Origin of the sequence: Amycolatopsis sp. TNS106 (genome assembly GCF_019330265.1) — a bacterium.
GTDB classification, from domain to species: domain Bacteria; phylum Actinomycetota; class Actinomycetes; order Mycobacteriales; family Pseudonocardiaceae; genus Amycolatopsis; species Amycolatopsis lurida.
In genome coordinates this window covers 8,513,798-8,539,422 of sequence record NZ_CP024972.1, presented here as the reverse complement: position 1 = coordinate 8,539,422, position 25,625 = coordinate 8,513,798, and the positions used below count along the sequence as shown (strand labels likewise).

The window sequence follows — 25,625 nt, the reverse complement described above, 5'->3', positions numbered from 1 at the left end:
ACACCGGGCGGACATCGACCGCAGGTAGCGCCGGAAGGTGAACCAAGGATCAAGGGAGGGCTAGGACCGAGGCACAAGTCCCGCCGCGGCGGCCTTGCGCTGGAGTTCGTCCGCGGTGGTCGCGTTACGCGCGTCGGGCGCCTTCGTGGACACCGCGGTGGTTCCGCCCAGCGCCTTGAAGATCAGGTCGGCTTCGGCCTTCATGCCCGCCGCGTACGGGTGGTAGGCCACCGCGCGGAACAGGTCGGTGTCCTTGCCGCTCACCCACGCCGCGTCACCCGAACAGGCGTCGTGCCCGAGGCTCGGCCCGTAGGTGTCGACGTAGCGGGCGCCCTGTTTGCGGGCGGCCGTCGACACTGCCTTGTTGAGCGCGCGTTCGACCTCGTCGGCCCAGGCGTAGTCGCCGTCGGCGAACGGGACCACGCTGGGGCAGTAACCCGTCGGCGGCACGATCCGCGGGTAGCCGACCAGCACGATCGTGGCGGCGGGCGAACGCTCCCGGACGCCCTTGACGACGCGCTCGAGGTTCCGCCGGGTGTTCTCGATCGCCGCGAGCAGGGTGTCGGTCCCGTTGATCGTGAAGTGGTCCTTGCACGGCGAGCCGGTCGGATCGCTGTCGCGCAGCTCGGGACAGGTCCCGATCAGGCTGCCGAAGACGCCGTAGTCGTTGCCGCCGATGCCGATGGTCACCAGGTCGGTGTCCAGCGTCAGGGCGTCGAACTGCGGCGGCGCACTGGCCAGCGCCAGGCTCGGCGAGGGCACCGTCTGCGGTTTCGTCATGTTCGTGGTGTCCGCCGACGAGCAGCTGGCATCGGTGAAGGCGCCGGCCTGGTAGTAGAGCCCGAGCTTGGTGGCGAGCCAGGCCGGATAGTTGTTGTTCGACCGGAAGCACCAGCTCGCCTGCTGCCACGGGATCAGCGGGCCCGCGGTGTAGGAGTCGCCGAGAGCGACGTACTTGCGGAAGGACGGGGGCTCCGCGGCGTTCGCCGGTGTCACCGAACTCGCTAAAGAGACGACAGCCACCAGGGTGGCGAGGACAAGTCGGGCGGTACGGCGCATGGCGACCTCGTGATCCGTCGTTGGACTACCGGCCGATCCTGGCAAGTTCCCACCGCCGTCCACAATAGAAGTGAGCATCTTTCACGTTTCAGGGGTTAGATAGAACGCTCTATCATGGCGGGGTGACTGGAACGCGGGAACGTATCGTGAACGCCGGCGCCGAGTTGCTCCGGCGCAACGGCTACACCGGCACCGGGGTGAAGCAGATCGTCGAGGCGGCGAACGCGCCGTTCGGCTCGCTGTACCACTTCTTCCCCGGCGGCAAGGAACAGCTCGGCGAGGAGGTCATCCGCACCTCGGGGATGATGTACCTCGCGTTGTTCGAGATCTTCTTCGCCGACGAACCGGACCTCGTCCACGGCATCGAGGCGTGTTTCGCCAGCGCCGCCGAGACACTGAAGGCGACCGATTACGCCGACGCGTGCCCCATCGCGACGGTCGCGCTGGAGGTCGCCAGCACCAACGAGAAGCTGCGGATCGCGACGGCCGACGTCTTCACGGCGTGGATCGAGACCGGCGCCGAGAAGCTGGGCAAGTACGGGCTCGAACCGGAAGCCGCGCGGCGCCTCACGATCGCTTTGGTGAACAGCCTCGAAGGAGCGTTCGTGTTGAGCCGTTCGCTGCGTAACACCGAAGCGCTCGAGGTCGCGGGCGCCTCGTCGGTGGCCTTCGCGCGCACGTTGCTCCCGGATGCGTGAAGCACCGACGGCAGGCTTCTGAACACCGGGATTTCCCCGCAACGGACGACGGCTTCCGGCCGACCTAGCCGTCGCCAACACCGGAATCCGTTTGGGGAGCCCATGATCATCAGGAAGCTCGTGATCGGCACCATCGCCGCGGCCGCGCTGCTCACCGCGGGCGCGGTACCCGCGACCGCCGCCGAGGTCCAGCCGTCCACCCTCACCACGACGACCAGCAGCACCAGGATCGACGCCGGGCAGACCGTCACGGTCTCCGGGAAGCTCACCAAGGCCGACGCCACCCCGATCGCGGGCGCCGAGGTGGGCATCTCGTTCTGCTTCAACGGCTTCTGCGGTGAGGCGCAGGCCAAGCCGGTCACCGACGCCGCCGGCGCGTACAGCGCGACGCTGACCCCGATCCGCACCGGCAACTACCGCGCCGACTTCTTCTCCACCGACCCGTCGATCGCGAACTCGGGCGCCGACACCGCGAAGATCGTCGTGCTCCACCCGGCGAAGATCACGTCGTTCGCGGCGGGCCGGGACGCGGCCAAGGCGGTGACCGGCTCCGGCACGATCGAGTTCCCCGGCCGGTACACCGCGAACCCGATCCCGGTCGAGCTCCAGTACTTCTCGTTCAGCACCTACCGCTGGACCACGGCGGCGACGGTCACCGCCACCTGGAACGGCACCACCTGGGCCTTCGCGGCTTCGGCCGAACACCGCAAGCCCGGCGCCTGGCGGGCCTTCTACGCGGGTTCGCCCGAGATGTTCCACGCGGCGGCGAGCGACCTCGTCTTCGTGCTCTGACGTTCTGTGAAGGCCTCCCCCCGGGGAGGCCTTCACAGAACCACTAGCGGGACGCGAGATACGCCCGCCAGTCCCCCACCGCGGAGATGTCCGTCAGTTCCGGCGAGTCCACATAGGACGTACGCAGGACGGTGGCGAGGCAGGCCGCGCCGTCCTCCAGTTCGATGACACCCAGCTCCAGTTCCGGCGGTTCGGCGGGGACCAGGTGATCCCTCAGCACCGTGAGCGGCAGGTCGTAGACCTCGCCCACGACGGACGCGGAACCGCCCTCGTGCATCGCCGGGAACCGGTCGCCCACGGAGTAGTAGTGGTACTTGGGCGCGGACCGGGCAACACAGCACAACGGCGTGCCCCGCAACTGTTCGTGCAGCGGCCCGCCGCGCATCCCGCCGCCGTTGAGGAACATCAGAACCACGACATGATCCCTTCGATCCCGAAGTACACCCCGAACACCGCGGCCAGGATCCCGAGGATCCAGCCGATCTCGCGGATCTTGCCCTTGCAGATCTTGATCAGCACGTAGGCGACCAGCCCGGCGCCGATCCCGTTGGTGATCGAGTAGGTGAACGGGATCAGCGCGATGGTCAGGAACACCGGGATCGCGAAATCCAGGTCCCGCCAAGGGATCCGCGCGCATTGCGCCATCATCATGCCGCCGATGACCACCAGCGCGGGCGCCGCGGCCTGCGCCGGGACGATGGCCGCGATCGGCGTCAGGAACAGTGTGGCGGTGAACAGCCCGCCGGTGACGATGCTCGCCAGCCCCGTCCGTGCGCCCTCGCCGACACCTGCGGCCGATTCGAGGAACACGGTGTTCGGCGCCGATCCGGTGACCCCGCCCGCCAGCGCGCCCGCGCCGTCGACCAGCAGGATGCGGCCCATCCCCTCGACCTTGCCGTTCTTGACCAGGCCCGCCTCCTCCGAGACGGACGTGATCGTGCCCATCGCGTCGAAGAACCCGGACAGCACCAGCGTGAACAGGAACACCGCCGCCGTCACCGCGCCCGCCGACCCGAAGCCACCGAAGAGATCGATGTCGCCCAGCAGGCTGAAATCGGGATGCGCCACGACCTGGTCGGGCACCTTGGGTTCGACCAGCCCCCAGCCTTCGACGTGGAACACGCTGTTGACCAGCACCGCGAGCCCGGTCGCGACCGCGATGCTGATCAGCACCGCGCCCGGCACGCCGCGGCTCACGAGCACGATCATCAGCAGCAGCCCGAGGCAGAAGATCGCGATCGGCCAGCCTTCGAGATGGCCCGCGATCCCCATCCGCACCGGCACCGTCGACTGCGCCGAATCCGGTGTCCTGGTCACGAATCCCGCGCTGACCAGGCCGACCAGCGCGATGTAGAGGCCGATGCCGACGGTGATCGCGACCTTGAGCGCCATCGGGATCGCGTTGATGATCCGTTCCCGGACACCGGAAACCGCCATCAGCACGATGCAGAAACCTTCGAGGACGACCAGCCCGAAGGCCTGCGCCCACGTCATGGCCGGAGCCATCTGGAAAGCCACGACGCCGTTGACGCCGAGGCCTGCCGCGAGCGCCAGTGGCGCGTTGCCGACCAGCCCCATCAGGATCGTGGTGACCCCCGCCGCCAGCGCGGTCGCGGTCGTGATCGCCTCGGTGCTCAGCCGGGCGCCGGTGATGTCCGCCGACGCGCCGAGGATGAGCGGGTTGAGCAGCACGATGTAGCACATCGCGACGAACGTGGTGATCCCGCCGCGCACCTCGCGGCCGATCGTGCTGCCGCGGTGGGAGATCTTGAACCAGCGGTCGAGCCCGGACAGCCGCCCCGGCTCGGGCGAGGGCAGGTGGGGACGCTCTGTACCTAATTGGGTCATGCCTACTCCACAACGTTGTGGGGCGGGAAGAGTTTCTAGTAGGCCTTCTTGTCGGGTTTCGACAGCCAAGCCTGGAAAGGCGCGAAAGAGTCCGGAAGGGACAGTTGGCCGACGGGTAGGGACCAGGTCTCGCGCGGGCGGGAAAAGAGGTCGTAGAACTCGCGGTCGTCGAAGCCCGCCTCGGCCGCGTCGTGGCGGTCCGCGGCGTAGACGACCTTGCCGACCCGCGCCCAGAGCGCGGCGGAAAGGCAGAGCGGGCAGGGCTCGCAGGAGGTGACGAGGACGCAGCCGTCGAGTTTGTGGTCGCCGATCGCCTGGCAGGCCGCGCGGATCGCGACCACCTCGGCGTGCGCCGTCGGGTCCAGCGTCGGGGTCACCTGGTTGGTCCCGGTGGCCAGCACCGAACCGTCACGGACGATCATCGCGCCGAACGGGCCACCGCCGCGCTCGACGTTCGCGGTGGCCAGCTGGACGGCTTCGGCGAGCCATTTCTGCTCGTCGGACTCCGAAATGGACAGACGGGTACCCACGGATGTGCTCCTAGCTCGAAAAAGTACGGATATCAGGTGCCGGTGAGGTGCTCCGGGCGCACGGGCACGCGAGGCAGCGCGCGCCCGGTGGCCGCGCGGATGGCCGCGACGATCGCCGGGGTGGACGAGATCGTCGGCGGTTCCCCGACCCCGCGCAGACCATACGGTGCGTTGGGGTCGGGCCGTTCCAGGACGTCGATGTCCATCGGCGGCATGTCCAGCACGGTCGGGATCAGGTAGTCGGTGAACGACGGATTGCGGATCTTCCCGCCGTCGGTCTGGATCTCCTCCATCACCGCGAGCCCGAGGCCCTGCGCGGAGCCGCCCTGGATCTGGCCGAGCACCGCTTGCGGGTTGAGGGCCTTGCCGACGTCCTGTGCGCAGTCGAGCGCGACGACCTTGATCAGGCCGAGTTCGGTGTCGACGTCGACGACCGCGCGGTGTGCCGCGAAACCGTATTGGACGTGCGCGTTCCCTTGTCCTGTCTCGGGATCGATGGGCACCGTCGGCCGGTGACGCCATTCCACGGTCTCGTCGAAGACCTCGTCGCCGAGGACGTCGGCGAGATCCGCGAGCACCCTGCCGTCGGCCGAGACGACCTTGTTCGCGACGACGCTCAGCTTCCCGTCCGCGGCGAGTTTGCCCGCCAAATGCTTGTGCAGCCCCGAACGCACCGCGACGCACGCGGCCTGGACGGCGCCACCGGTGACGTAACTCTGCCGGGAGGCCGACGTCGAACCGCCGTTGCCGATGTTCGTGTCCATCGGCAGGATCGTCACCTGGTCGATGCCGAGTTCGGTCCGCACGATCTGCTGCATGATCGTGACCAGGCCCTGGCCGACCTCGCAGGCGGCGGTGTGCACGGTCGCCGCGGGTTCGCCGCCGACGAGTTGCAGCCGCACGCGGGCGGTCGAGTAGTCGTCGAAGCCTTCGGAGAAGCAGATGTTCTTGATGCCGACCGCGTACCCGACCCCGCGTACGACGCCTTCGCCGTGCGTGGTGTTGGAGACGCCGCCGGGCATGCGGCGCAGGTCCAGTTCTTCGGGTACCACGGGCAATGGCTTGGCGCGCAGGCGTTCCAGCAGTTCGGCGACCGGGGCGGCCGAGTCGACGATCTGACCGGTCGGCATCACGCTGCCTTCGGCCATCGCGTTGCGGATCCGGATGTCGACCGGGTCGATCCCGCACGCCTCGGCGAGCTTGTCCATCTGGGACTCGTAGGCGAAACCCGCCTGCACCGCGCCGAAACCACGCATCGCGCCGCATGGCGGGTTGTTGGTGTACACGCCCCAGCAGTCGACCGAAGCACTGTCCACATTGTACGGTCCGACGCCGAGCGTGGCGGCGTTCGCGACCACCGCACCGGTGGACGAGGCGTACGCGCCGCCGTCCAGGTACAGCTTCGCCTTCACGTAGACGAGGCGGCCGTCCTTGTCCGCGCCGTGCTCGTAGTACATCTTCGCCGGGTGGCGGTGCACGTGGCCGTAGAAGGATTCCTCGCGGTTGTACACCATCTTGACCGGCTTGCCGGTGTGCAGCGCCAGCAGACACGCGTGGACCTGGATCGAAAGGTCCTCGCGGCCGCCGAACGCGCCGCCGACCCCGCCCAGCGTCAGCCGCACCTTGTCCTTGGGCAGCCCCAGCGCGGCGACGATCTGCTGCTGGTCCACGTGAAGCCATTGCGTGGCCACGTAAAGGTCGACGCCGCCTTCGGTGTCCGGGATCGCCATACCCGACTCCGGCCCGAGGAAGGCCTGGTCCTGCATGCCGACCTCGTAGACCCCGGACACCACGACGTCGGCCTTCACCGACTGGTCACCGTGCCGGATCTTGGCGTGACGCACGACGTTCCCGCCTGGGTGCAGCTCGGCGCCCTCGCCGGCGGCGGCCTTCTCCGAGTCCGTCACCGGTTCGAGGACCTCGTAGGAGACCTTGATCCGCTTCATCGCGCGGCGCGCGGTCTCGGGGTGGTCCGCGGCGACGAGCGCGACGGGCTCTCCCTGGTAGCGCACGACGTCGACGGCGAGCACCGGCTGATCCGCGTGCTCCAGGCCGTACTTGTTCACGCCCGGCACGTCTTCATGGGTCAGTACCGCGTACACCCCTTGCACGGCAAGGGCTTCGGCGATGTCGATGCCGGTGATCCGCGCGTAGGGATGCGGGCTGCGCAGCGTCGCGCCCCACAGCATGTCCTCGTGCCACAGATCCGAGGAGTAGGCGAACTCGCCGCGGACCTTGACCGTGCCGTCGGGCCGCTGCGGGCTCGTCCCCACCCCGTTCCCGGTGGTCTGCTTGGAGACTTCAGTGGTGGTCATACCGTCTCCCTCAGTCGCGCACTGGCCACGGCCAGCTCACGGGCGATCTCGTCTTCGGATTCCTCGCGCAGCGTTCCGCCCTCGACGACGGTCGCGCCGCCGACGTACAGCCGCTCGACCGGCGGGGTCGTGCCGAGCACCAGTGCGGCGACCGGATCGGTGATCCCGGCGTAGTTCAGGCCGGTCAGGTTCCAAACCGCGAGGTCGGCGAGCTTGCCCACCTCGATCGAACCCAGATCCTTCTGGCGGCCGAGACAGCGCGCGCCGCCCATCGTGCCCATCCACAGGGCCTCACGCGTGGTCAGCCCGCGCGGTCCGCCGCGCTGCCGCGCCTGCAACAGCGCCTGGTGCAGTTCCTCGCCGAGTCCCCCGGATTCGTTGGACGCCGCGCCATCGGCGCCGAGCCCGACGGGCACCCCCGCGTCGAGCAGCTGCCGGACCGGGGCGATCCCGGCGCCGATCCGCCCGTTGGACGTCGGGCAATGTGCCGCACCGGTGCCGGTGGCACCCATCCGCCGGATCGCCTCCGGGGCGAGGTGAATCGAGTGCGCGAGCCAGACGTCGTCGGCGAGCCAGCCGAGTTTGTCGGCGTATTCGGCCGGGGTGCAGCCGACTTCGGCGAGGCACTGCTTCTCCTCGTCGACCGTTTCGGCGAGGTGGGTGTGGAGGCGGACTCCCTTGCGGCGCGCCAATTCCGCCGCGCCGGTCATCAGCCGCTCGCTCACCGAGAACGGCGAACACGGGCCGGCCGCGATCTGCAGATGCGCGCCGGCGGAGGAGTCGTGGAACCGCTCGATCGCGGCCTCGGTGCCGAGCAGCGCGGCCTCGGTCTCCTCGACGAGGTTGTCCGGCGGGAGCCCGCCCTGCGACTCGCCCCGGTCCATCGAGCCGCGCACGACGTGCAGCCGCACGCCGATCCGGATGCGGGCGGCGGCGAGGGCTTCGACCTGGTCACCGCCGTCGCGCGGGAAGACGTAGTGGTGGTCGGCGACCGTGGTGCAGCCGGTGGTCGCGAGCCGCGTCAGGCCGGCCGTGGCCGCCGCGTGCGTGATCTCGGCGTCGAGCCTGCCCCAGATGGGGTACAGCGCGACCAGCCATTCGAAGAGCGTGTGGTCGGCGGCGAGGCCGCGGGTCGCCCACTGGTAGAGGTGGTGGTGGGTGTTGATCAGACCGGGCGTGACCAGGCAGCCGGAGCCGTCGACGCGGTCGTCGTACTCGCCGTCGGGCGCCTTCCCCGCGCCGACCGCCGCGATCCGGTCGTTCTCGATGACGACGTGGCCCGAGGCGTGCTCGGTGCCCGCTCCGTCGACCGTGGCGATCGCGGCGTTCTCGATGACGGTCTTCACGTGGTCTCTCCCCTGGTCGCGGCCAACCGGACGGCGTCGAGGATCTTCTCGTATCCGGTACACCGGCAGAGGTTCCCCGCCAGCGCCTCGCGAATCTCCTCGTCGGCGGGGTTTTCGACGCGGTTGAGCAGATCGTGCGCGGCCACCACGAGGCCGGGCGTGCAGAAGCCACATTGGACGGCACCCGCGTCCACAAAGGACTGCTGGACGCGGTCCAGCTTGTCGCCCTCGGCGAGCCCTTCGACGGTGCGCACCTCGCGGCCCTCGACCTGACCGGCCGCGACCAGGCACGAACACACCGGGACGTCGTCGAGGTACACCGTGCAGGAGCCGCATTCGCCCTGTTCACAGGCATTCTTCGAGCCCGGGAGGCCGAGCCGCTCGCGGAGGACGTACAGCAGGCTTTCGCCCTCCCAGACGTCGTCGGCCTGGCGGGACTCACCGTTGATCGTCACGTTCACGCGCACTCGCGTTCACCCTTCTGGAAGTCGTTCCACGCCCAGGTCAGCGTTCGCCGCGCCAGGACGGACAGCGCGTGCTTGCGGTAGTCGGCGCTGCCACGGACGTCGTCGATCGGCGACGCCGCCTCCGACACCAGCTCGCCGAATCGGCGTTTGACGGAATCCGTGATCGAAGCCTTGGTGGCCCAGGGAAGTTCGGCGCCGAGGAATTCTTCGGCGGCGATCGCACGGCGCGGTGTCGGCGCCGCCGACCCGACGGCCGCGCGGATCTCGCGGGTGTCCAGGTGCAGGGCCAGCGCGAACGAGCAGACCGCGATGACCATCGCGTTGCGTGTGCCGACCTTGGCGAACTGCTGCGGGCCGACCTCGGCTGGCAGGTGCACCGCGGTGATCAGCTCGTCGGGTTCGAGGGCGTTGCGTTTCACGCCGAGGTAGAACTCCTCGGCCGGGATCAGCCGGGTGCCGCGGACGGAGGCGGCCTCGACCTCGGCGCCGAGCACGAGCAAGACGGGATGCGTGTCCCCGGCGGGCGAGGCGGCGCCGAGATTGCCGCCGACGGTGCCCCGGTTGCGGATCTGCGGCGAGCCGACGGTGCGCGAAGCCATGGCCAGCGCGGGCAGAACTTCACCCAGCTCAGCGATCACCCGGACGTAGGGCACCGAGGCGCCGAGGCGGATCCTGCCGTCGCTCTCGCTCCACTCCGCGAGTTCGGTGACGCGGTTGAGATCGAGCAGCGCGTCGGGGCGGCGGTGGTCGAAGTTGAGCTCCACCATGACGTCCGTGCCGCCCGCGATGGGCACCGCGTCGGGCCGCTCGGCCTTGACGGCGAGCGCCTCGGTCAGCGAGCTGGGGCGCAGGAAATCCACTCTCGGGCTCCTCGGTTCGGCGGCGTTGTGTGACGGCTGACTCAGTAGACGCCCTGCGCCCGCACGGCGGCAACGGTGCCGAAGCATGAAATCTCCCCTGCACGCGCCGGTCGTTTTGTGCTTTCCTACAAACCTGATGACGACCGTGAAAACTCTGCTCGCGCTCCCCGGGCTGCGCTTGCGCGTCCGCGCCGGGACGGCTTTGCTCGACCGTCCGGTGTCCCGGATCTACGTCACGGAACTGTCCGATCCCGGGCGGTACGTGTCGGCGGGCGAGCTCGTCCTGAGCGGGTTGCTGTGGTGGCGCGGGCCGGGTGATTCGGAGGCGTTCGTCGCGGCGCTCGCGAAGGCGGGGGCGGCGGCGCTGGCGGCGTCCGGAGCCGACTCCGACGGGATTCCCGAAGACCTCGTCGAAGCCTGTACGCGACACGGGATCCCGTTGCTGGAGGTGCCGGCGGACCTGTCGTTCTCGGTCGTCACCGAACGCGTCGTCCTGGCACTGGCCGCGGCCGCGGAAGGCGCCCGCAAACGTTTGCTTTCGGCGGCGACGGAAGACTCGTCGGTCGAAGCCCTCCTGGAGCGGGCGCGCGGCGAAATCGGCCTCCCCTGCTGGGTGGTACCTGTCGGCACCCCGTCGGAGCTGGTGCGCCGGTTCGTCGCCGCGGGCGGGCGTTCCCTGGAATCCGACGACGTCTCGGTGCGGCCAGTCGGCGGCAGGCACGCGTTGCCGTGGCTGCTCGCGATCGGGGGCAGGCTGACCGCCTCACAGGCCGAGATCGCCGAGGAGCTCGCCGGGCTGATCGGGCTCGCGCGCACGCGGGCGGACGAGGTCCGCGCCGTCACCGACAGGGTGCTCGAACCGTTGCTCGCCGCGCTCGACGAAGGGGGCGATCCGCACGCGGCGCTGACCGCGACCGGGCTCCGCGGCGATCTGCGGGTCGTCGTCGCGCGCACCGAAGGATCCGAAGCGGCGCGCGGGATCCTGACCGAACTCCTGCCGCCGGGCGCGCTCGTCGGCCCCGCCGGGGAAACCACCTGGGCGCTGGCCGAGGACGACGGCGAATGGCCGGAGGACTGGCCGGCCACGGTGACCGACACCCTGACCGGCATGGAATCCCTGTTGCCGTGCCGCCGGGTGCTGATCGGCGTCAGCGACCGTTCTTCGGTTTCCGTGCTGCGGGGCGCGAAAGAGGTCGCGCGCTACGCGCTGGCCGTGGCGGCGGAACGGCCCGGCACGATCGAGGTCGTCCCGGGCGGCGAGATCGGCATGCACCGGCTGCTGCTGGCGGGCGCACCCGACGACCTGCGGGCGGCGTTGCGGCGGCGGGTCCTGGGCCCGTTGGTGAGCTACGACGCCGAACAGGGCACCGATCTGGTGCACACCCTGCGCGTCTATCTCGAATGTTCCGGCTCACCGACGCGGGCCGCGCGGGCGCTGCACATCCACGTCAACACCTTGCGGTACCGGATCGGGCGCGCGAGCGAACTGCTCGGCACCGACCTGACCGAGTTCACCGAACAGCTCGACGTCTATTTGGCCTTGTCGGCAGGGAGCTGAAATGGGCATCACCACGGCGAAAGAAGCCGCCTACGACCCGCGCGTGGTCGCCTTCGGCAGGATGATGGGCGCCGCGAACCGGCTCGAATACCTGCTCGGCCGTGCGCTGGAGGCCGAATGCGGGATCTCGCATCTGATGTTCGAGGTCCTGTTGATCGTCGGCAGGTCGGGTGACGCCGGGATGAGCATGCGCGCGATCGCACAGGAGCAGGTGCTGACCACCGGCGGCGCGACCAGGCTGGTCGACCGGATGACCACACTCGGCCTTGTCGTCCGCTCGTCCGATCCGCAGGACCGTCGCGTGCAGCTCGTACGGCTGACCGCGCAAGGCGAGGAGACGACCGTGCGGGCCGCGCGGGTGCACGTCGAGAACATCCAGCGGCTCTTCCTCGACCCGCTGCCCGCCGACCACCGCGAACGGTTCGCGCAGGACCTCCGGACGCTGAGCCACTCGGCCCGTGACGCACTCCCCAAACTCCGGTAGGAATATCTGACCAGTCAGACATCGTTGAGTCCCGTCATGAAGCTCATCTATGTCTTCGACGCGTACTGCGGCTGGTCATACGGGTTCGCCCGCACCATGGCCGACGTCGCGCACCGGCATCCGGACCTGCCGGTCGAAGTGGTGTCCGGCGGCCTGTTCCTCGGCGGGCGCCGCGTCCCGATCCGGCAGTTCGGCTACGTCCAGGGAGCCAACGCCGAGATCACCCGCCGGACCGGCGCGCCGTTCGGGGACGGCTACGAACGGCTCATCGCGGACGGGGAGTTCGTCATGGACTCCGAAGCCGCCGCCTGCGGGATGGCGGCGTTGCGCGAGGTCGGTCCGGACCGCGCGGTACGCCTCGCGGCGCTGCTGCAGGAGGCTTTCTACCTCGATGGGCTGAGCCTGTCCGAGGTCTCGACCTATCGCGTGGTCGCGCAGCGGGCAGGCCTGGACGGGGACGCCGTCGAGGCCGCGCTGGACCGGGTTTCCGCCGCGGACGATTTCCGGCGGGCACGGGAATTGGGCGTCACCGGATACCCGACACTGCTCGCCGATGACGGGGAACGGGTCGTCACGCTGGTTTCCGGAAACGCGAGCGCGGAGGAAGTGGAGCGGCGGATCGGCGCGCTCGTTTCGTAGACTTCGCGCATGCCCTTGCCTGTTTCGCTTCGTGGAGCGACACCCGCGGACGCCGACGCCGTCGCGAAGATCTGGTACCACGGCTGGCAGGACGGCCATCTCGGCAACGTGCCCGACTCGCTCGTCCGCATCCGCACCCGAGAGTCGTTCTGGGACCGGGCCGCGGAACGCGTCGGCGACACGACCGTCGCTGTGGCGGGCGGCGGGGTGGCGGGTTTCGTGATGGTCGTCGGCGACGAGGTGGAGCAGGTCTACGTTTCTTCGGACCATCGCGGGAGCGGAGTGGCCGGGGCACTGCTCGCGGAGGCCGAACGAGTGGTGAGCGCAGGCGGGCATTCACGCGCTTGGCTCGCGGTGGCGCCGGGGAACGCGCGGGCGCGGCGGTTTTACGAGCGGTGCGGATGGGTTGACGACGGCGAGTTCGACAACCGGGTTCTTGGTCCGGACGGGGTGGTTTCGGTGCCTTGCCGACGTTATGTCAAGCCGGTCGCTTGAGATCGCCGCAATTAGATGACTAATTGCGGCGAGGTTTGGGTGCACTTTCGCCTTCAGTGGCAATTATCTCTCTTTATCGGTTTCACAGGTCCGGGCGCACTTTCGTTTTCCTAGCGTGTTCGCGCCACACCGAGCGGATCACCCTTCAGTGTTGTTCGCACATTTCGCTCGTCGCTTAAAATTACGAACACATGTTCTATTTGGTGCGGTATTATGGGGAGGTGTCCGAGACTTTCCTTCCCGAACTGCCGCAGGAGTTGTGGCGCGCTGGCAAGCTGGAGCTTGCCCATGGCGTGCAGCAGTCTCTGCGGGTGATTCGCATGGCCACCGCCGGGTTGGGGCGGTACCTGGCGGAGATCGAGTCTCGGGGCATCAAAGACTTGTACGGCTATGGCCGCACGGCGAACTGGTTCGCCGATATCGCGGGGCTGTCGGTCGGTGAAGCGGGGGCGGTGGTGAAGCGGGCCATCGCGCTGAACCCGACCCGCGCTTTGGATGGCACCGAGGTTCCGGCCGCGCTGCCCGCCACCGCCGCCGTCGCGGCCGAGGGCTTGGTCGGAGATGAACGGATCGATCAGATCCTCGAGATCATGAAGAGACTCCCGGCCGACACCTCCGCCGAGGACCGTGCCAATGCCGAGAAGATTCTCGCCGATCTTGCCCCGAGCGCGGGTCCTCGGCAGCTGGCCAAGGCCGAGGCGAACCTCCTGGCATTGCTGGACCCTGACGGCAAGGAGCCCAAGGATCCGGAACCGAAGGAGCCGCGCCGGGAGATCACGCTGGAGCGCCGCAAGACGGGTTCTGGAAGCTAACCGGTCTCCTGGATGACGAGACCGGTGCCCGTACCGCCGCCGCCCTGGAGGCCTACGCGCAACCGCGACCCGTCGACGAGTTCGGGCAGGCGGATCTGCGGATGAAATGCGAACGGATGGGTGACGCGTAGGTCGATATTCTCGACCTGGCGATCGCGTGCCCCGACCAGCCCGGCACCAGCGGCTACCGCACCCTCGTCCACGTCACCATCGGACTCGACGAACTCAAATCCGGCCTCGGCACCGCCTGCCTGGACTTCGTCGGCACGATGACCGCCCGCGAAGCCCGCCTCGCGGCCTGCGACTGCCTGATGCTGCCCGTTGTACTGAGCGCCGCGGGTGAACCCCTCGACGTGGGACGACTGCGACGGTTCGTGACACCGGGCCAGCGGCGGGCGTTGAACATCCGCGACGGGGGCTGCGCGTTTCCGGGCTGTCACCGGAAACCCAAGAACTGCCACGCCCACCACATCGTGCACTGGGCAGACGACGGACCGACCGACCTCCGCAACCTCGTACTGCTCTGCGGATTCCACCACCGGTTGATCCACCACGGTAACTGGGAAGTCCGCATGGCCGCCGACGGACTACCGGAATTCATCCCACCCCAATACCGAGACCCGCTCCGACAACCTAGACGCAACACCCTCCACCGCTGAACCCGAGGAACCCGCCAGCCACCCGGCGACGGGCCCCTCGGCATGCCCGACATCGGCCAGGACCGGCGACTGTGTGGATTTCGAGACATCTGACGTCGCAAAATCCGATCAGAGAATCTCAGGACTTGCCGCCACCTCGGCAACGAAGACCACCGCTACACGTGCCCGGCTCCGCCACTCCCGGCACCGGACCACCCGGTAATCGCGCACACCCCTGAGCCATCAGCTTCTTCCGCCGATGAGCCCCCTCATCCACCGCGGCACACAGCCCGGACTCCCCCAATGCTCACCGAGCGGGCTCCACTTCATCGCAAAGGAGCCGAACCCAGATAAGCCAAGGCCATCTCGGTCGTCTCACTCGCCCAAGCATCCCAGCCGAGGCCGTCGGACCAGAACCGGCCGCTGGCGGCCCGGTGCACACAGGATCCGATGATGGTCCGGCTCATCATCCGGATCGCCTGTTCCTCGTCCGCCCGCCGGATTTCGCCGAAGCAAGGCCGGGCAGCCTCCACGAAATCGCGCTGAATCTTGTCCAACGCGCGGAGGCCGCGGTCGCGCCCTTCGGCGCGCTGGCTGTCGAGCAGTTCGGAGAAGATCCGGTCGTGACGGGCGAAGGTCCTCGCCAACGCCTGAGTGAACTCGCGGACGACGCCGCTCAATCCGGGCTCTGCGGAACGAAGCGCTTCGTGGACGCCGGCCTCCAGCTGTCCGAGCAGCTGGTCTTTCACGGCGTAAAGCAGCTGGTTCTTGCCGTCGAACCGGCGGTAGATCGCGCCCACCGACATTCCCGCCCGCTCGGCGACCGCCGCGACGGTGAACTCCTCGAAGCCCTGGCCTGCCAGGACATGTTCGGCCGCGGCCAGCACCTTCTGCAACGACTCCCGGCTGCGGGCCTGCTGCGGCGGCCGGAAGCCCTGCTCGACGGATGGACTCACCGGCCGCACGTTACCGCACCCGGATGCGAATGATAACTTCCGTTCGCATTTGACGAGCGTGAGGAGGCCGGCCCGTGGTGAGCATCGAGGTACAGGACGCCTACGTCGATTTCCCGATCTTCGACGCCAAGACCCGGTCATTGAAGAAGCGGGTGCTCGGCAAGGTCGGCGGCAAGATCGGCACCGACGCGAAGGTTCCGATCATCGAGGCGTTGCGGGACATCTCCCTGTCCCTGAACGAAGGCGACCGCGTCGGCCTGGTCGGGCACAACGGTGCCGGGAAGTCCACTCTCCTGCGACTGCTGTCCGGCATCTACGAGCCGACGAGGGGCAGCACACGAGTCGTCGGGCGGATCGCCCCGGTGTTCGACCTCGGCGTGGGACTGGATCCCGAGGTCTCGGGGCACGAGAACATCCTGATCCGGGGCCTGTTCCTCGGCATGAGCCGCAAGCAGATGACGAAACGGGTCGACGACATCGCCGAGTTCACCGAACTGGGCGACTACTTGCACCTGCCCCTGCGCACCTACTCCGCCGGGATGCGGGTGCGGCTCGCGCTCGGCGTGGTGACCACCATCGATCCTGAGATCCTCATCCTCGACGAGGGCCTCGGCGCGATCGACGCCGCGTTCCTCGCCAAGGCACGCGAGCGGCTGGTCGACCTCGCCCGCCGCTCCGGCGTGCTGGTGTTCGCGTCGCACTCGGACGAACTACTGCGGGAACTGTGCTCCACGGCCCTCTGGATGGACGAAGGCCGAATCCGCGCACGCGGTTCACTGGACGACGTTCTCGCCGGATATCACGCCGTCCTTCGCGCGTAGCCGTCCAACTCCGCCCGGGAGAACGAAAGCTCCCCCACGTCCACGGCTCCGCAATCCAGGCCACGCACCAAGAAGCTCGCCAAGGCCTGCGCGGTCGCCGGTTCGTCCAGCACCCCGCGCCCGGTCTGGTCCGCGTAATCCCGCAACCGGCCCAGCGCGGCCGGGAAACCTTCGCGGAAGAACGCGTAGGTGGCGGCGAAGCGGGTCGGCAGCTGATGCGGGTGCAGATCCCAGCCCTGATAGAAGCCGCGTTCGAGGGATCGCCGCACCAGCCGCAGATGTTCGCGCCAGGCCGGGAGGATCGCGTCGCCGACGGGCAGTTTGTTCGTCGAGCCGTCGGAAAGCCGGACGCCGGTGCCCGCGGCCGAAACCTGCATGAGCTGCTTGGCGAAGTCGGCGGCTGGATGTTCCATGCTCTGGTACTCGGCGCTGATCCCGAGCCCGGCGCTGTAGTCGTAGGTTCCGTAGTGCAGGCCCGAACACCGGCCGCGCGCGGCTTCGATGATCCGCGGTACCGCCACCGTCCCGGCGATGTCCACAATGGACTGGGCGGTCTCGATCTGGACTTCGAACCGCAGCGCGCCGTCGGGCAGGCCGTACGCGGATTCGAGACGCTCCAAGACGTCCGCCGCCACTTCGACCTGTTCGACGGCGGTCACCTTCGGCAGCGTGACGACGAAACCGTCCGGCAGCGGGCCGCTTTCCAGCAACCCGGCCAGGAAGAGATCGAGCGTGCGGATGCCGCGGCGGCGGGTCGCCTGCTCGAAGCTCTTGAACCGGATTCCGACGAACGGTGTGCCGCCCGTGACGGCGAGGGTCCGCCCGGCGGCGAGCGCGATGGCGTCCTCTTCGTCGTCGCCCGGCCTGCCGAGGCCGTCCTCGAAGTCGATCCGCAGATCCTCGATCGGCTCGGTCAGCAGTTTGGTCCGGACCCGGTCGGCGATGTCCGCGTCCAGGCCGAGGTGGTCGGCGTGCTCACCGAAGACCCGCAGCGCCTGCTTGCCCCAGTCCGCCACGAGCCGCGTCTTGTACCGCGACGCGGGCACGTACACCGTGTGCACGGGCTGGCGGCCGGGCGGCTCACCGGGATATTTGGCCGCGACGCGCGCGTCGGCTTCGGCCAGACGCGCGTCCGCGGCGGTGTAAACGTCCTCGGTGAGCCGCCCGTTCCCCATCTGTCTACTTGATCCGTTCGTAGGCGGGCAGGGTCAGGAAGTCAGGGAACTCGTCGGCGAGCGCGACCTGCTCGAACAGCTCGACGGCGGGCTCCAGCAGTTCCGGCTTGATCTCGGCCGCGAGTTCACCGCGGACCTCGGCCAGCACGCCACGCACCAGCTCCTCGGTGACCTTGTCGCCGGTGTCGAGCCGCGTGCCGTTGCGCACCCACTGCCACACCTGCGAACGCGAGATCTCCGCGGTGGCCGCGTCCTCCATCAGGTTGTGGATGGCGGCCGCGCCGTTCCCGCTCAGCCAGGAGGCGATGTAGCGGATGCCGACGTCGACGGCGGCGCGCAGCCCCGCCGCGGTGGCGTCGCCCGGCGTCGAAGCCGCGTCGAGCAGCTGGTCGGCGGTGACGGACACCTCGTCGCGGGTGCGGTCGAGCTGGTTCGGCTTGTCGCCGAGGACCTTGTCGAACTCCTCGCGGCAGATGTCCACCATGCCGGGGTGGGCGACCCAGGAGCCGTCGAAGCCGTCGCCTGCCTCGCGGCTCTTGTCGGCGCGGACCTTGTCGAGCGCCGCGGCGGTGACCTCGGGGTCCTTGCGGTTCGGGATGAACGCGGCCATGCCGCCGATCGCGAACGCGCCGCGCTTGTGGCAGGTGCGCACCAGCAGTTCGGTGTACGCGCGCATGAACGGCGCGGTCATGGTGACCGAGTTGCGGTCCGGCAGGACGAACTTCTCGCCCGCGTCGCGGAAGTACTTGATGACGCTGAACAGGTAGTCCCAGCGGCCGGCGTTGAGGCCGGAGGCGTGCTCGCGCAGTTCGTAGAGGATCTCTTCCATCTCGAACGCGGCCGGGATGGTCTCGATCAGCACGGTCGCGCGGACGGTGCCGTGCTCGATGCCGAGCGTCTTCTCCGCGTGGGTGAAGACGTCGTTCCAGAGCCGGGCTTCGAGGTGGCTCTCCATCTTCGGCAGGTAGAAGTACGGGCCCTTGCCGCGGTTGAGCAGTTCCTGCGCGTTGTGGAAGAAGTGCAGGCCGAAGTCGACCAGCGCGCCGACGGCCTGACGCCCGCCGAAGGACAGGCCGCGCTCGTCGAGATGCCAGCCGCGCGGGCGGACGACGATGGTCGCGTGCTCGACGTCGTCCTTCAGCGCGTAGCTCTTGCCGCCGCTCTCCAGCGTGATGGTCTCGCGGACCGCGTCGTACAGGTTGACCTGACCGGAGACGACGTTCGCCCAGTGCGGCGTGTTGGCGTCCTCGAGGTCGGCGAGCCAGACCTTGGCGCCGGAGTTCAGCGCGTTGATGGTCATCTTGCGGTCGGTGGGGCCGGTGATCTCGACGCGGCGGTCACGCAGCGCGGGCGGAGCCTCGGCGACCTTCCAGTCGCCCTCGCGGATCTCCTTGGTCTCCGGCAGGAAGTCGAGTTTGCCGGTGGTCCTGGCCTCCTCGCGGCGCTTGCTCCTGGCCTGCAGCAGCTCGTCGCGGCGGGCGGCGAAGGCCTCGTGCAGGCCGGCGAGGAAGGCGAGCGCCTCCGGCGTGAGGATTTCGTCCCCGCGCTCGACCGGATCGCCGAGCACCTGAGCTTCAGACATGAGTAACACCCCGAGTTCGGAAAGATAACGTCCCTACGGTTTTACATGACGGACTATAGTTTCTGCATAGCGGAACATCAACGCCGACGTAAGGAGTACCACGGTGGCAGCGGAGAAGAACGGGCGCGACGGCGGCGTCCAGTCCCTTCAGCGGGCCTTCGAGCTCCTGGAGCATCTCGCGGACACCGGCGGGGAGGCCAGTCTTTCGGAGCTGGCGACCCTGTCCGGGTTGCCGATGCCGACCATCCACCGGCTGATCAGGACGCTGGTGGACCTGGGCTACGTCCGGCAGAACACCAACCGCCGGTACGCGCTGGGCGCCCGCCTCATCCGGCTGGGCGAGAACGCCAGCATGCAGTTCGGCTCGTGGGCGCGGCCGCTGCTCGCGGAGCTGGTCGACGAGGTCGGCGAGACCGCGAACCTCGCCGTCTTGGAGCGCGACGAGGTCGTCTATGTCGCCCAGGTGCCCTCGAAGCATTCAATGCGGATGTTCACCGAGGTCGGACGGCGTCTCCTGCCGCACGGCACCGGCGTGGGGAAGGCGATGCTGGCGCATCTGCCGTCCGACGACGTCACGGCGCTGCTCGCCAGGACCGGCATGCCCTCCTACACCGAGCACACCTTCACCGACCAGGACGCACTCCTGCGCGAGCTGGCGAAGATCGCCCAGCAGGGTTACGCACTCGACGAGGCCGAGCAGGAGCTGGGCGTCCGCTGCGTGGCCGTCGCGGTCCCGGGCGCGCCGGTGCCGGCGGCGGTCTCGGTGTCCGGGCCTTCGGGACGGCTCACGATGGAGGCCGTCGAGCGGATCGCACCCGTCGTCCAGCGGATCGCGAACTCGCTCGGCTCGACCCTTTCGAAGGACGGGGTCACCGTTTGAGCCTGGCCTCCAAGCCGTCGAGCATCCGGTCCAGCCCGTAGCGGAACTTCTCGTCACGAAGCCGGACCGGATCGGTTTCGGCGACGGCTCTGGCGAGCATTTCCCGCTGATGCGGATGCCCCTCCACCGCCACCTCGACGGCGGGGCGCAGCCGCTCCGCCCAGTCACGTTCGCTTTGGCCGCTTTTGGCGACCGTCGTGAGCCAGGCCGCCTCGGTCGTCCCCATGCCGATGACGTAGGAGATGACCGCGCTGATCGCCTGATCCGCCTCGTCACCGGGGAATCCCGCGGCCACGAAGACACCCAGCAGCCGCTCGTTGAGCCGCATGACGTTCGGCCCCAGGTACGACAGGCCGACCGAGCCGAGCAGTGAAGCGACCCACGGGTGCCGCAGGATCATCGCGCGGACGCTTTCCGCTCCCACGACGGCCGCTTCACGCCACCCTGCCGGGTCGTCGCCGTCCGGCACGGTGATCTCGCCGTAGACCTCGTCGACGACCAGTTCGATCAGCTCGTCGCGGTTCGCCACGTGCCGGTAGAGCGAGGTCGCGCCCGCGTTCAGCGCGGTACCCAGCCTGCGCATGCTCAGCGCGTCGACACCTTCGACGTCCAGGAGCCGGACGGCCTCGGCCACGATCTGCGCCTGGCTCAACGCGGGTTGATCCCGCTTCCGGCGCGGACGCGTCCATACCGACTGGATCGGTTGTTCCTCGATCGACATGCCCCCACCTTAGCGCACGAAGTACCCCTATTGCGTACAGCGTTTCGTTCTGCGTACAGTGTGCGCATCGACCGAACAATGTACGCAAACTCTTCTGGGGGTATCCCGATGAACGAACCCGTCCGCGATCCACGCCGCTGGTGGATCCTGATCGTGCTTTGCCTGAGCACGCTCGTGCTGGTCGTCGACAACATGGTCCTGACCGTCGCCGTGCCGCCGCTGGCCGAAGACCTCGGGGCCGGCGCCCAGGACACGCAGTGGATCCTGGACTCCTACATCCTCGTGTTCGCCGGCCTGCTGCTCACGTCGGGAAGTCTCGGCGACCGGTTCGGACGCCGGAAGGTGATGCTCATCGGGCTCGCCCTGTTCGGGGTGGCCTCACTCGTCGCCGCGTTCGCCGCGAATCCGCTCGAACTGATCGTTTCCCGCGCGGTCATGGGCGTCGGCGGCGCGCTGATCATGCCGAGCACGCTGTCGATCCTGATCACCGTCTTCGACGACGAAGAACGCCGCAAGGCGATGGCGGCGTGGAGCGCCGTGGCGATGCTGGGCATGATCGGCGGCCCGGTGCTGGGCGGCGTGCTGATCGCGTGGTTCTGGTGGGGCGCGGTGTTCCTGATCAACGTGCCGATCGTCGTGATCGCCGTGATCGCCGCGCTCACGCTGATGCCGGAGTCCAAGGGCCCGTGGCAGAAGCCGGACCCGCTCGGCGCGATCCTTTCCGCCGTCGGCATGACGGCGCTGGTCTGGACGATCATCGAACTGCCGAAGCACGGCATCACCGAGGCAGGGACGCTGGTCCCGCTGGCGATCGCGGTGGTGAGCCTGACCGGTTTCGTGTTCTGGGAGCGACACACGCCGTCGCCGATGGTCCCGCTCAAGCTGTTCCGCAAGCGCAACTTCAGCGGCGGCAGCCTGTCTCTCACCCTGGTGCAGATCGGCAACGGCGGTCTGCTGCTGCTCCTGACGCAGTACCTGCAGTTCGTGCTCGGCTACACCCCGACCGAGGCGGGTCTCGCGTTCATCCCGATGGCCATCGCGTCGCTGCTGTTCAACACCCTCGGCGCCACGCTGGGCCAGAAGATCGGCAACCGCGCGCTGGCCGCGGGCGGGATGATCGTGATGGCAGGCGGCTTCGGCCTGCTCGCGACGCTGTCGGTGAACGAGGGCTTCCTGCTGCCCGCGGCCGCGCTGTTCCTGCTCGGCACCGGCGGCGGGCTGGCGATGCCGGCGGCGATCGCGGCGCTGATGGGCGAGGTGCCGGAGGAGCAGGCCGGTGTCGGCTCCGCGCTCAACGACACCATCCAGCAGCTGGGCGCCGCGCTCGGCATCGCGATCCTGGGCAGTGTCGTGTCGAGCCTGTTCACGTCGAACATGCCCGAGACCGCCCCGGCGCAGGCCCGGCTTTCGATCGGTGACGCCTTCGCGACCGGCGACGGCGGCCTCGTCACCGCGGCCCGCGAGTCGTTCACCTCGGCGATGTCGATGACGTTCCTGGTGAGCGCGGTGGGCGTGCTGGCCGCGGCGGTGGTCGCGTTCCTGGTCATGCGGGACAAGAAGACGGCGCTGGTCTCGGCCGACGCCCCGGTTTCAGTCTGACCGCGAAGTCCGCGAAGGCCCCTCTTTCGGCTGAGCCGGGAGAGGGGCCTTCGCCGTAATCTCGAGATGAGCCGAGCGAGGGGGTTTCAGATGGTCGACGCTCTGATCACCTGGATCGGGCAGAAACTCGCGGAGAAGGCCCTCGACCGGGCGGTGACCACAGGTGGCCGGAAGCCGCAGCGGCACGATCTGAGCGTCCAAGGCGCCGAAGTGACCAGTGACCTCGACGTCACCGTGCAGTACACCTTGCCGTACTGCCGGGGCGCGAAAGCACCGGTCGTCCTCACGTTGCGCAGGCTCGATCGTTTCGGCGAGAGCCTGACCGTGCCCACGGTGCTCGGGGAAAGCGCCTGTGTGCGGCTGAACCGGGGCCGCTACGAGATCACGGCGAAGGTCCTGGAATTGTCTCCCCGGCACGGCCAGGCGCCGATCCTTCACGCCGTCGGATCACAGCTGGTGTGGCTGGGCGGCAACGGCACCGCGAAAGTCCGTCTTCGCCCGGATCCGGTGCTCGTCCGCTCCGCCGGGTCTCCCCCGCCGGCCGGCTTGAGGCGCCCGGGATGCCGGATGTGCGATATCCACGAGGTGCACTTCGGACTCTGCCTGGACCACCGCCTCCACGTTTCCCGCTACATAGTGGAAGTGCTGGTACCCCGCATGCGCGCGGCTTAGCCGCCGAGCAGGGCCTCGACGAACGCGCCAGGCTCGAACGGCGCCAGGTCGTCCGGCCCCTCTCCGAGGCCGACGAGCTTGACCGGCACGCCGAGTTCGCGCTGCACCTGGAAGACGATGCCACCCTTCGCGGTGCCGTCCAGTTTGGTCAGGACGATGCCGGTGACGTCGATGACCTCCGAGAACACGCGAGCCTGCATCAGCCCGTTCTGCCCGGTGGTGGCGTCGAGCACCAGCAGCACCTCGTCGACCTTCGCCTGCTTCTCGACGACTCGCTTGACCTTGCCCAGCTCGTCCATCAGGCCGGTCTTGGTGTGCAGACGGCCGGCGGTGTCGATCAGGACCGTGTCCACGCCCGCCTCGGTGCCGCGTTTGACGGCGTCGAAGGCGACCGCCGCCGGGTCCGCGCCCTCCTTGCCGCGCACGACCTCCGCGCCGACCCGCTCGGCCCACGTCTGGAGCTGGTCCGCCGCCGCGGCGCGGAAGGTGTCGGCCGCGCCGAGCACCACGGTGCTCCCTTGCGCGACGAGCACGCGGGCGAGCTTGCCGGTGGTGGTGGTCTTGCCGGTGCCGTTGACCCCGGCGACCAGCACGACGGCGGGCTGCTTCTTCCCGTCGACGGTGTGCGGCAGCGCGCGGACGGCCCGGACCGCGTCGGTCGAGAGAGCGGAGGTCAGCACCTCCTGCAAAACCGCGCGCGCCTCCTCGGAGGTCCGCACCGCGCGCCGCTTCAGCTCGTCACGAAGGCGCTCGACGATCTCGGTGGTCGTCGCGGCACCCAGATCCGCCATGAGCAGCGTGTCCTCGACGTCCTGCCAGGAATCCTCGTCCAGGTCACCGGCGCCCAGGAGGCCGAGCAGGCTCTGCCCGAACACCGAACGGGACTTGCCCAGCCTGCCGCGCAGGCGCTCCAGGCGGCCCGTGGCCGGGGCGATCTCCTCGGCCGGAGCGGGCGCGGGCGCCGCTTCCTCGGCAGCTTCGGTGGGTTCGGGAAGTTCGACGTCGCGCACCGTGCGCTGCGCGGAATCCCTCGGTACCGAGGCGTCGTCCCCGACGGCGGGCTGCCCGTCGGTCTCCGGACGATCCTCGACCGGGTGATCCGGTTCTTCCTCGGTCTTCTCGCCGCCGGGGGCGAGAGCGATTCCGCCGGTCGCGGTGTAACCGCCGCCCTTCGGCTTCTCGACGACGTCGGCGGCCTTGGACTCGTCCAGGCTGATCCGGCGGCGGCGCGCGATGAACAGCCCGGCCACCAGAACGGCGACCAGGACCACGACGGCAACGACAACGATCCAGAACCAGGGGGTACTCGACACGGCGCCATCCTCGCATCCGCACCCCGTCGCGCTCAGACGCCCCACGGGAAGGAAGCCGATCTTGTCAAGCATCCACTGGATAGGACTCATTTCGGACAAGAAGAAACGGGTCGGCTTGCGCGATCTCGGGACCGACGGCTAGACCACTCCGAATGACGGTTTTCTCCGGCACTGGGGTCCGGGTGATCGGGCTCATCTCCGGCACATCGATCGACGGGATCGACGTGGCGGCCGCCGAACTGCGCGCCGAAGGGGACACCGTGGTGCTCTCCCCGCTCGGCCAACTGGAAGTCCCTTATCCCGAAGCGCTCCGCGAGGCCTTGCTCGCCGCACTGCCACCGAATCCCTGCGACGCCGAGCAGCTCACGAAACTCGACACCCTGGTCGGCCAGGCCTTCGCCGAGGCCGCCGCGCGCGGGGTCGAGGAACTGGCCGGCGGTGACGCGCACGTCGTCGCCTCGCTGGGCCAGACGGTGTTCCACTGGGTCGAGGACGGCACCGCCCGCGGCACGCTGCAAGTGGGGAATCCGGCGTGGATCGCCGAGCGCACCGGGCTGCCGGTGGTCGCCGACCTGCGCGTCCGCGACGTCGCCGCCGGCGGGCACGGCGCGCCGCTGGCCAGCACGCTGGACGCGTTGTGGCTACGGGAAATGGCCGCTTCCGGCCCGGTCGCGGCGCTGAACATCGGCGGAATCGCGAACATCACCGTGGTGCCTTCGCACGGTGATGTCCTGGCCTACGACACCGGGCCGGGCAACGCGCTGATGGACATCGCCGCGCACCGCGTCACCGGACTGCGCGCCGACATCGACGGAGCGCTCGCCCTCCGCGGCGACGTGCGGCCCGACCTGCTGGCGAAGCTCTTGCTCGATCCCTACTACGCTGCCGCGCCGCCGAAGTCGACCGGCAAGGAACTGTTCCACGGCACCTATCTCGACGCCGCGCTCGACGGGCTCCCGCCGATCGGCGCGGAAGACCTCCTGGCGACGCTGACCGAACTGACCGCGGTGACCATCGCCGCGGAATGCCGCCGCCACTCCATCGCCACGGTGATCGTCTCCGGCGGCGGCGCGGACAATCCGGCGCTGATGACCGCGCTCGCCAGGAACCTGCCTGCTACGGCGCTGAAGACCAGCGACGACCACGGGCTGCCCCGCGCGGGCAAAGAGGCATACCTGACCATTCTGCTCGGCTGGCTGACGTGGTCCGGCGTCCCGGGGAACCTCCCGTCGGCGACCGGTGCCCGCGGCGACCGGCTGCTCGGCAGCATCACCCCGGGCGCGGGCCCCCTGCGGCTTCCCGCGCCGCACAGCTCAACCGTGACCCGGTTACGGGTAGCGGCGAAGACCGGCGAGCGATAGGAGA

The 25,625-nt window shown here is 69.0% G+C and carries 24 protein-coding genes and 1 pseudogene; 12 read left to right on the top strand and 13 right to left on the bottom strand.

Annotated features, from left to right (window positions below; translation table 11 throughout):
* Nucleotides 1-60: 60 nt before the first annotated feature.
* Nucleotides 61-1,059 (bottom strand): SGNH/GDSL hydrolase family protein, encoded by a 999-nt coding sequence (locus tag CVV72_RS39660; protein ID WP_219149796.1) that lies wholly within the window; start codon nt 1,057-1,059, stop codon nt 61-63.
* A gap of 146 nt (nt 1,060-1,205) precedes the next feature.
* Here CVV72_RS39660 and CVV72_RS39655 point away from each other — a divergent pair, with 146 nt between their 5' ends.
* Nucleotides 1,206-1,757 carry a TetR/AcrR family transcriptional regulator gene (locus CVV72_RS39655; protein ID WP_219154410.1) on the top strand — a complete coding sequence of 184 codons (552 nt, stop codon included), beginning with the start codon at nt 1,206-1,208 and terminating at the stop codon, nt 1,755-1,757.
* Nucleotides 1,758-1,859: 102 nt separating this feature from the next.
* The gene (locus CVV72_RS39650) at nt 1,860-2,549 is read left to right on the top strand and encodes a hypothetical protein (RefSeq protein ID WP_219149773.1); all 690 of its coding nucleotides are present in this window, start codon (nt 1,860-1,862) and stop codon (nt 2,547-2,549) included.
* 43 nt (nt 2,550-2,592) lie between these two features.
* Here the strand turns inward: CVV72_RS39650 and CVV72_RS39645 are convergent, their stop codons facing one another.
* Genes CVV72_RS39645 through CVV72_RS39615 form a run of 7 tightly spaced genes read right to left on the bottom strand, consistent with a single transcriptional unit; the run spans nt 2,593 to nt 9,915 of the window.
* Nucleotides 2,593-2,964 (bottom strand): gamma-glutamylcyclotransferase, encoded by a 372-nt coding sequence (locus CVV72_RS39645; protein WP_219149771.1) that lies wholly within the window; start codon nt 2,962-2,964, stop codon nt 2,593-2,595.
* Nucleotides 2,955-4,397 (bottom strand): NCS2 family permease, encoded by a 1,443-nt coding sequence (locus tag CVV72_RS39640; protein WP_219149769.1) that lies wholly within the window; start codon nt 4,395-4,397, stop codon nt 2,955-2,957. Before CVV72_RS39640 ends, CVV72_RS39645 begins: the two co-directional genes overlap by 10 nt.
* 35 nt (nt 4,398-4,432) lie before the next feature.
* Nucleotides 4,433-4,927, bottom strand: coding sequence for a nucleoside deaminase (locus tag CVV72_RS39635; protein WP_219149767.1), 495 nt, complete (start codon nt 4,925-4,927; stop codon nt 4,433-4,435).
* Between the two features lie 32 nt (nt 4,928-4,959).
* A complete protein-coding gene (gene pucD, locus CVV72_RS39630; protein ID WP_219149765.1) occupies nt 4,960-7,242 on the bottom strand; it encodes a xanthine dehydrogenase subunit D in 2,283 nt (760 codons plus the stop codon).
* Nucleotides 7,239-8,588, bottom strand: coding sequence for an 8-oxoguanine deaminase (locus CVV72_RS39625; protein ID WP_219149763.1), 1,350 nt, complete (start codon nt 8,586-8,588; stop codon nt 7,239-7,241). The genes pucD and CVV72_RS39625 overlap by 4 nt, the downstream gene beginning before the upstream one ends.
* Entirely contained in the window at nt 8,585-9,055 is a 471-nt protein-coding gene (locus tag CVV72_RS39620; RefSeq protein WP_125673221.1) for a (2Fe-2S)-binding protein, read from the bottom strand. The genes CVV72_RS39625 and CVV72_RS39620 overlap by 4 nt, the downstream gene beginning before the upstream one ends.
* Entirely contained in the window at nt 9,046-9,915 is an 870-nt protein-coding gene (locus CVV72_RS39615; protein ID WP_219149761.1) for a xanthine dehydrogenase family protein subunit M, read from the bottom strand. Before CVV72_RS39615 ends, CVV72_RS39620 begins: the two co-directional genes overlap by 10 nt.
* A gap of 136 nt (nt 9,916-10,051) precedes the next feature.
* Between CVV72_RS39615 and CVV72_RS39610 the strand changes: the two genes are divergently transcribed.
* The 5 genes and pseudogenes from CVV72_RS39610 (at nt 10,052) to CVV72_RS39590 (ending at nt 14,562) form a co-directional block, all read left to right on the top strand.
* The gene (locus CVV72_RS39610; protein ID WP_219149759.1) at nt 10,052-11,473 is read left to right on the top strand and encodes a PucR family transcriptional regulator ligand-binding domain-containing protein; all 1,422 of its coding nucleotides are present in this window, start codon (nt 10,052-10,054) and stop codon (nt 11,471-11,473) included.
* A gap of 1 nt (nt 11,474) precedes the next feature.
* Nucleotides 11,475-11,957, top strand: a complete 483-nt coding sequence (locus CVV72_RS39605) for a MarR family winged helix-turn-helix transcriptional regulator (protein ID WP_219149757.1) — start codon at nt 11,475-11,477, stop codon at nt 11,955-11,957.
* A gap of 36 nt (nt 11,958-11,993) precedes the next feature.
* A complete protein-coding gene (locus CVV72_RS39600; protein WP_219149755.1) occupies nt 11,994-12,596 on the top strand; it encodes a DsbA family protein in 603 nt (200 codons plus the stop codon).
* A 9-nt stretch (nt 12,597-12,605) separates the two neighbouring features.
* The gene (locus CVV72_RS39595; protein WP_219149752.1) at nt 12,606-13,091 is read left to right on the top strand and encodes a GNAT family N-acetyltransferase; all 486 of its coding nucleotides are present in this window, start codon (nt 12,606-12,608) and stop codon (nt 13,089-13,091) included.
* Between the two features lie 221 nt (nt 13,092-13,312).
* Nucleotides 13,313-14,562: pseudogene (locus CVV72_RS39590) on the top strand (DUF222 domain-containing protein).
* 305 nt (nt 14,563-14,867) lie between these two features.
* On the opposite strand, the gene CVV72_RS39585 reads toward CVV72_RS39590, so the two are convergent.
* On the bottom strand, nt 14,868-15,497 hold the full coding sequence (locus CVV72_RS39585; protein WP_255632407.1) for a TetR/AcrR family transcriptional regulator: 630 nt from the start codon (nt 15,495-15,497) through the stop codon (nt 14,868-14,870).
* Nucleotides 15,498-15,571: 74 nt separating this feature from the next.
* Here CVV72_RS39585 and CVV72_RS39580 point away from each other — a divergent pair, with 74 nt between their 5' ends.
* Nucleotides 15,572-16,318: an ABC transporter ATP-binding protein gene (locus CVV72_RS39580; RefSeq protein ID WP_219149749.1), complete on the top strand. Its 747-nt coding sequence runs from the start codon at nt 15,572-15,574 to the stop codon at nt 16,316-16,318.
* Here CVV72_RS39580 and CVV72_RS39575 read toward each other — a convergent pair.
* The gene (locus tag CVV72_RS39575) at nt 16,297-17,493 is read right to left on the bottom strand and encodes an aldolase/citrate lyase family protein (protein ID WP_219149747.1); all 1,197 of its coding nucleotides are present in this window, start codon (nt 17,491-17,493) and stop codon (nt 16,297-16,299) included. The genes CVV72_RS39580 and CVV72_RS39575 overlap by 22 nt on opposite strands.
* A gap of 4 nt (nt 17,494-17,497) precedes the next feature.
* Nucleotides 17,498-19,075, bottom strand: a complete 1,578-nt coding sequence (aceB, locus tag CVV72_RS39570; protein ID WP_219149745.1) for a malate synthase A — start codon at nt 19,073-19,075, stop codon at nt 17,498-17,500.
* A gap of 103 nt (nt 19,076-19,178) precedes the next feature.
* On the opposite strand from aceB, the gene CVV72_RS39565 reads away from it, so the two are divergent.
* Nucleotides 19,179-19,955 carry an IclR family transcriptional regulator gene (locus CVV72_RS39565; RefSeq protein ID WP_126733446.1) on the top strand — a complete coding sequence of 259 codons (777 nt, stop codon included), beginning with the start codon at nt 19,179-19,181 and terminating at the stop codon, nt 19,953-19,955.
* Here the strand turns inward: CVV72_RS39565 and CVV72_RS39560 are convergent.
* The gene (locus tag CVV72_RS39560; protein ID WP_219149743.1) at nt 19,945-20,676 is read right to left on the bottom strand and encodes a TetR/AcrR family transcriptional regulator; all 732 of its coding nucleotides are present in this window, start codon (nt 20,674-20,676) and stop codon (nt 19,945-19,947) included. The genes CVV72_RS39565 and CVV72_RS39560 overlap by 11 nt on opposite strands.
* A 108-nt stretch (nt 20,677-20,784) precedes the next feature.
* Here CVV72_RS39560 and CVV72_RS39555 point away from each other — a divergent pair, with 108 nt between their 5' ends.
* Nucleotides 20,785-22,275 (top strand): MFS transporter, encoded by a 1,491-nt coding sequence (locus CVV72_RS39555; protein WP_219149741.1) that lies wholly within the window; start codon nt 20,785-20,787, stop codon nt 22,273-22,275.
* 90 nt (nt 22,276-22,365) lie between these two features.
* Nucleotides 22,366-22,947, top strand: a complete 582-nt coding sequence (locus tag CVV72_RS39550) for a hypothetical protein (RefSeq protein ID WP_219149739.1) — start codon at nt 22,366-22,368, stop codon at nt 22,945-22,947.
* Here the strand turns inward: CVV72_RS39550 and ftsY are convergent.
* Nucleotides 22,944-24,260 (bottom strand): signal recognition particle-docking protein FtsY, encoded by a 1,317-nt coding sequence (gene ftsY, locus CVV72_RS39545; protein WP_219149738.1) that lies wholly within the window; start codon nt 24,258-24,260, stop codon nt 22,944-22,946. The genes CVV72_RS39550 and ftsY overlap by 4 nt on opposite strands.
* Nucleotides 24,261-24,412: 152 nt before the next feature.
* Between ftsY and CVV72_RS39540 the strand changes: the two genes are divergently transcribed.
* Nucleotides 24,413-25,621: an anhydro-N-acetylmuramic acid kinase gene (locus CVV72_RS39540; protein WP_219149736.1), complete on the top strand. Its 1,209-nt coding sequence runs from the start codon at nt 24,413-24,415 to the stop codon at nt 25,619-25,621.
* The last annotated feature ends 4 nt before the right edge of the window (nt 25,622-25,625 follow it).

Excerpts from the sequence above, each read along its gene's own strand:
- CVV72_RS39550 (WP_219149739.1), top strand. The coding sequence starts at position 22,366 with ATGGTCGACGCTCTGATCACCTGGATCGGGCAGAAACTCGCGGAGAAG.
- CVV72_RS39555 (WP_219149741.1), top strand. The coding sequence starts at position 20,785 with ATGAACGAACCCGTCCGCGATCCACGCCGCTGGTGGATCCTGATCGTG.
- CVV72_RS39610 (WP_219149759.1), top strand. The coding sequence starts at position 10,052 with ATGACGACCGTGAAAACTCTGCTCGCGCTCCCCGGGCTGCGCTTGCGC.
- CVV72_RS39640 (WP_219149769.1), bottom strand. The coding sequence starts at position 4,397 with ATGACCCAATTAGGTACAGAGCGTCCCCACCTGCCCTCGCCCGAGCCG.
- CVV72_RS39600 (WP_219149755.1), top strand. The coding sequence starts at position 11,994 with ATGAAGCTCATCTATGTCTTCGACGCGTACTGCGGCTGGTCATACGGG.
- CVV72_RS39540 (WP_219149736.1), top strand. The coding sequence starts at position 24,413 with ATGACGGTTTTCTCCGGCACTGGGGTCCGGGTGATCGGGCTCATCTCC.
- CVV72_RS39595 (WP_219149752.1), top strand. The coding sequence starts at position 12,606 with ATGCCCTTGCCTGTTTCGCTTCGTGGAGCGACACCCGCGGACGCCGAC.
- CVV72_RS39605 (WP_219149757.1), top strand. The coding sequence starts at position 11,475 with ATGGGCATCACCACGGCGAAAGAAGCCGCCTACGACCCGCGCGTGGTC.
- CVV72_RS39560 (WP_219149743.1), bottom strand. The coding sequence starts at position 20,676 with ATGTCGATCGAGGAACAACCGATCCAGTCGGTATGGACGCGTCCGCGC.
- CVV72_RS39650 (WP_219149773.1), top strand. The coding sequence starts at position 1,860 with ATGATCATCAGGAAGCTCGTGATCGGCACCATCGCCGCGGCCGCGCTG.
- CVV72_RS39575 (WP_219149747.1), bottom strand. The coding sequence starts at position 17,493 with ATGGGGAACGGGCGGCTCACCGAGGACGTTTACACCGCCGCGGACGCG.
- CVV72_RS39660 (WP_219149796.1), bottom strand. The coding sequence starts at position 1,059 with ATGCGCCGTACCGCCCGACTTGTCCTCGCCACCCTGGTGGCTGTCGTC.
- pucD (WP_219149765.1), bottom strand. The coding sequence starts at position 7,242 with ATGACCACCACTGAAGTCTCCAAGCAGACCACCGGGAACGGGGTGGGG.
- aceB (WP_219149745.1), bottom strand. The coding sequence starts at position 19,075 with ATGTCTGAAGCTCAGGTGCTCGGCGATCCGGTCGAGCGCGGGGACGAA.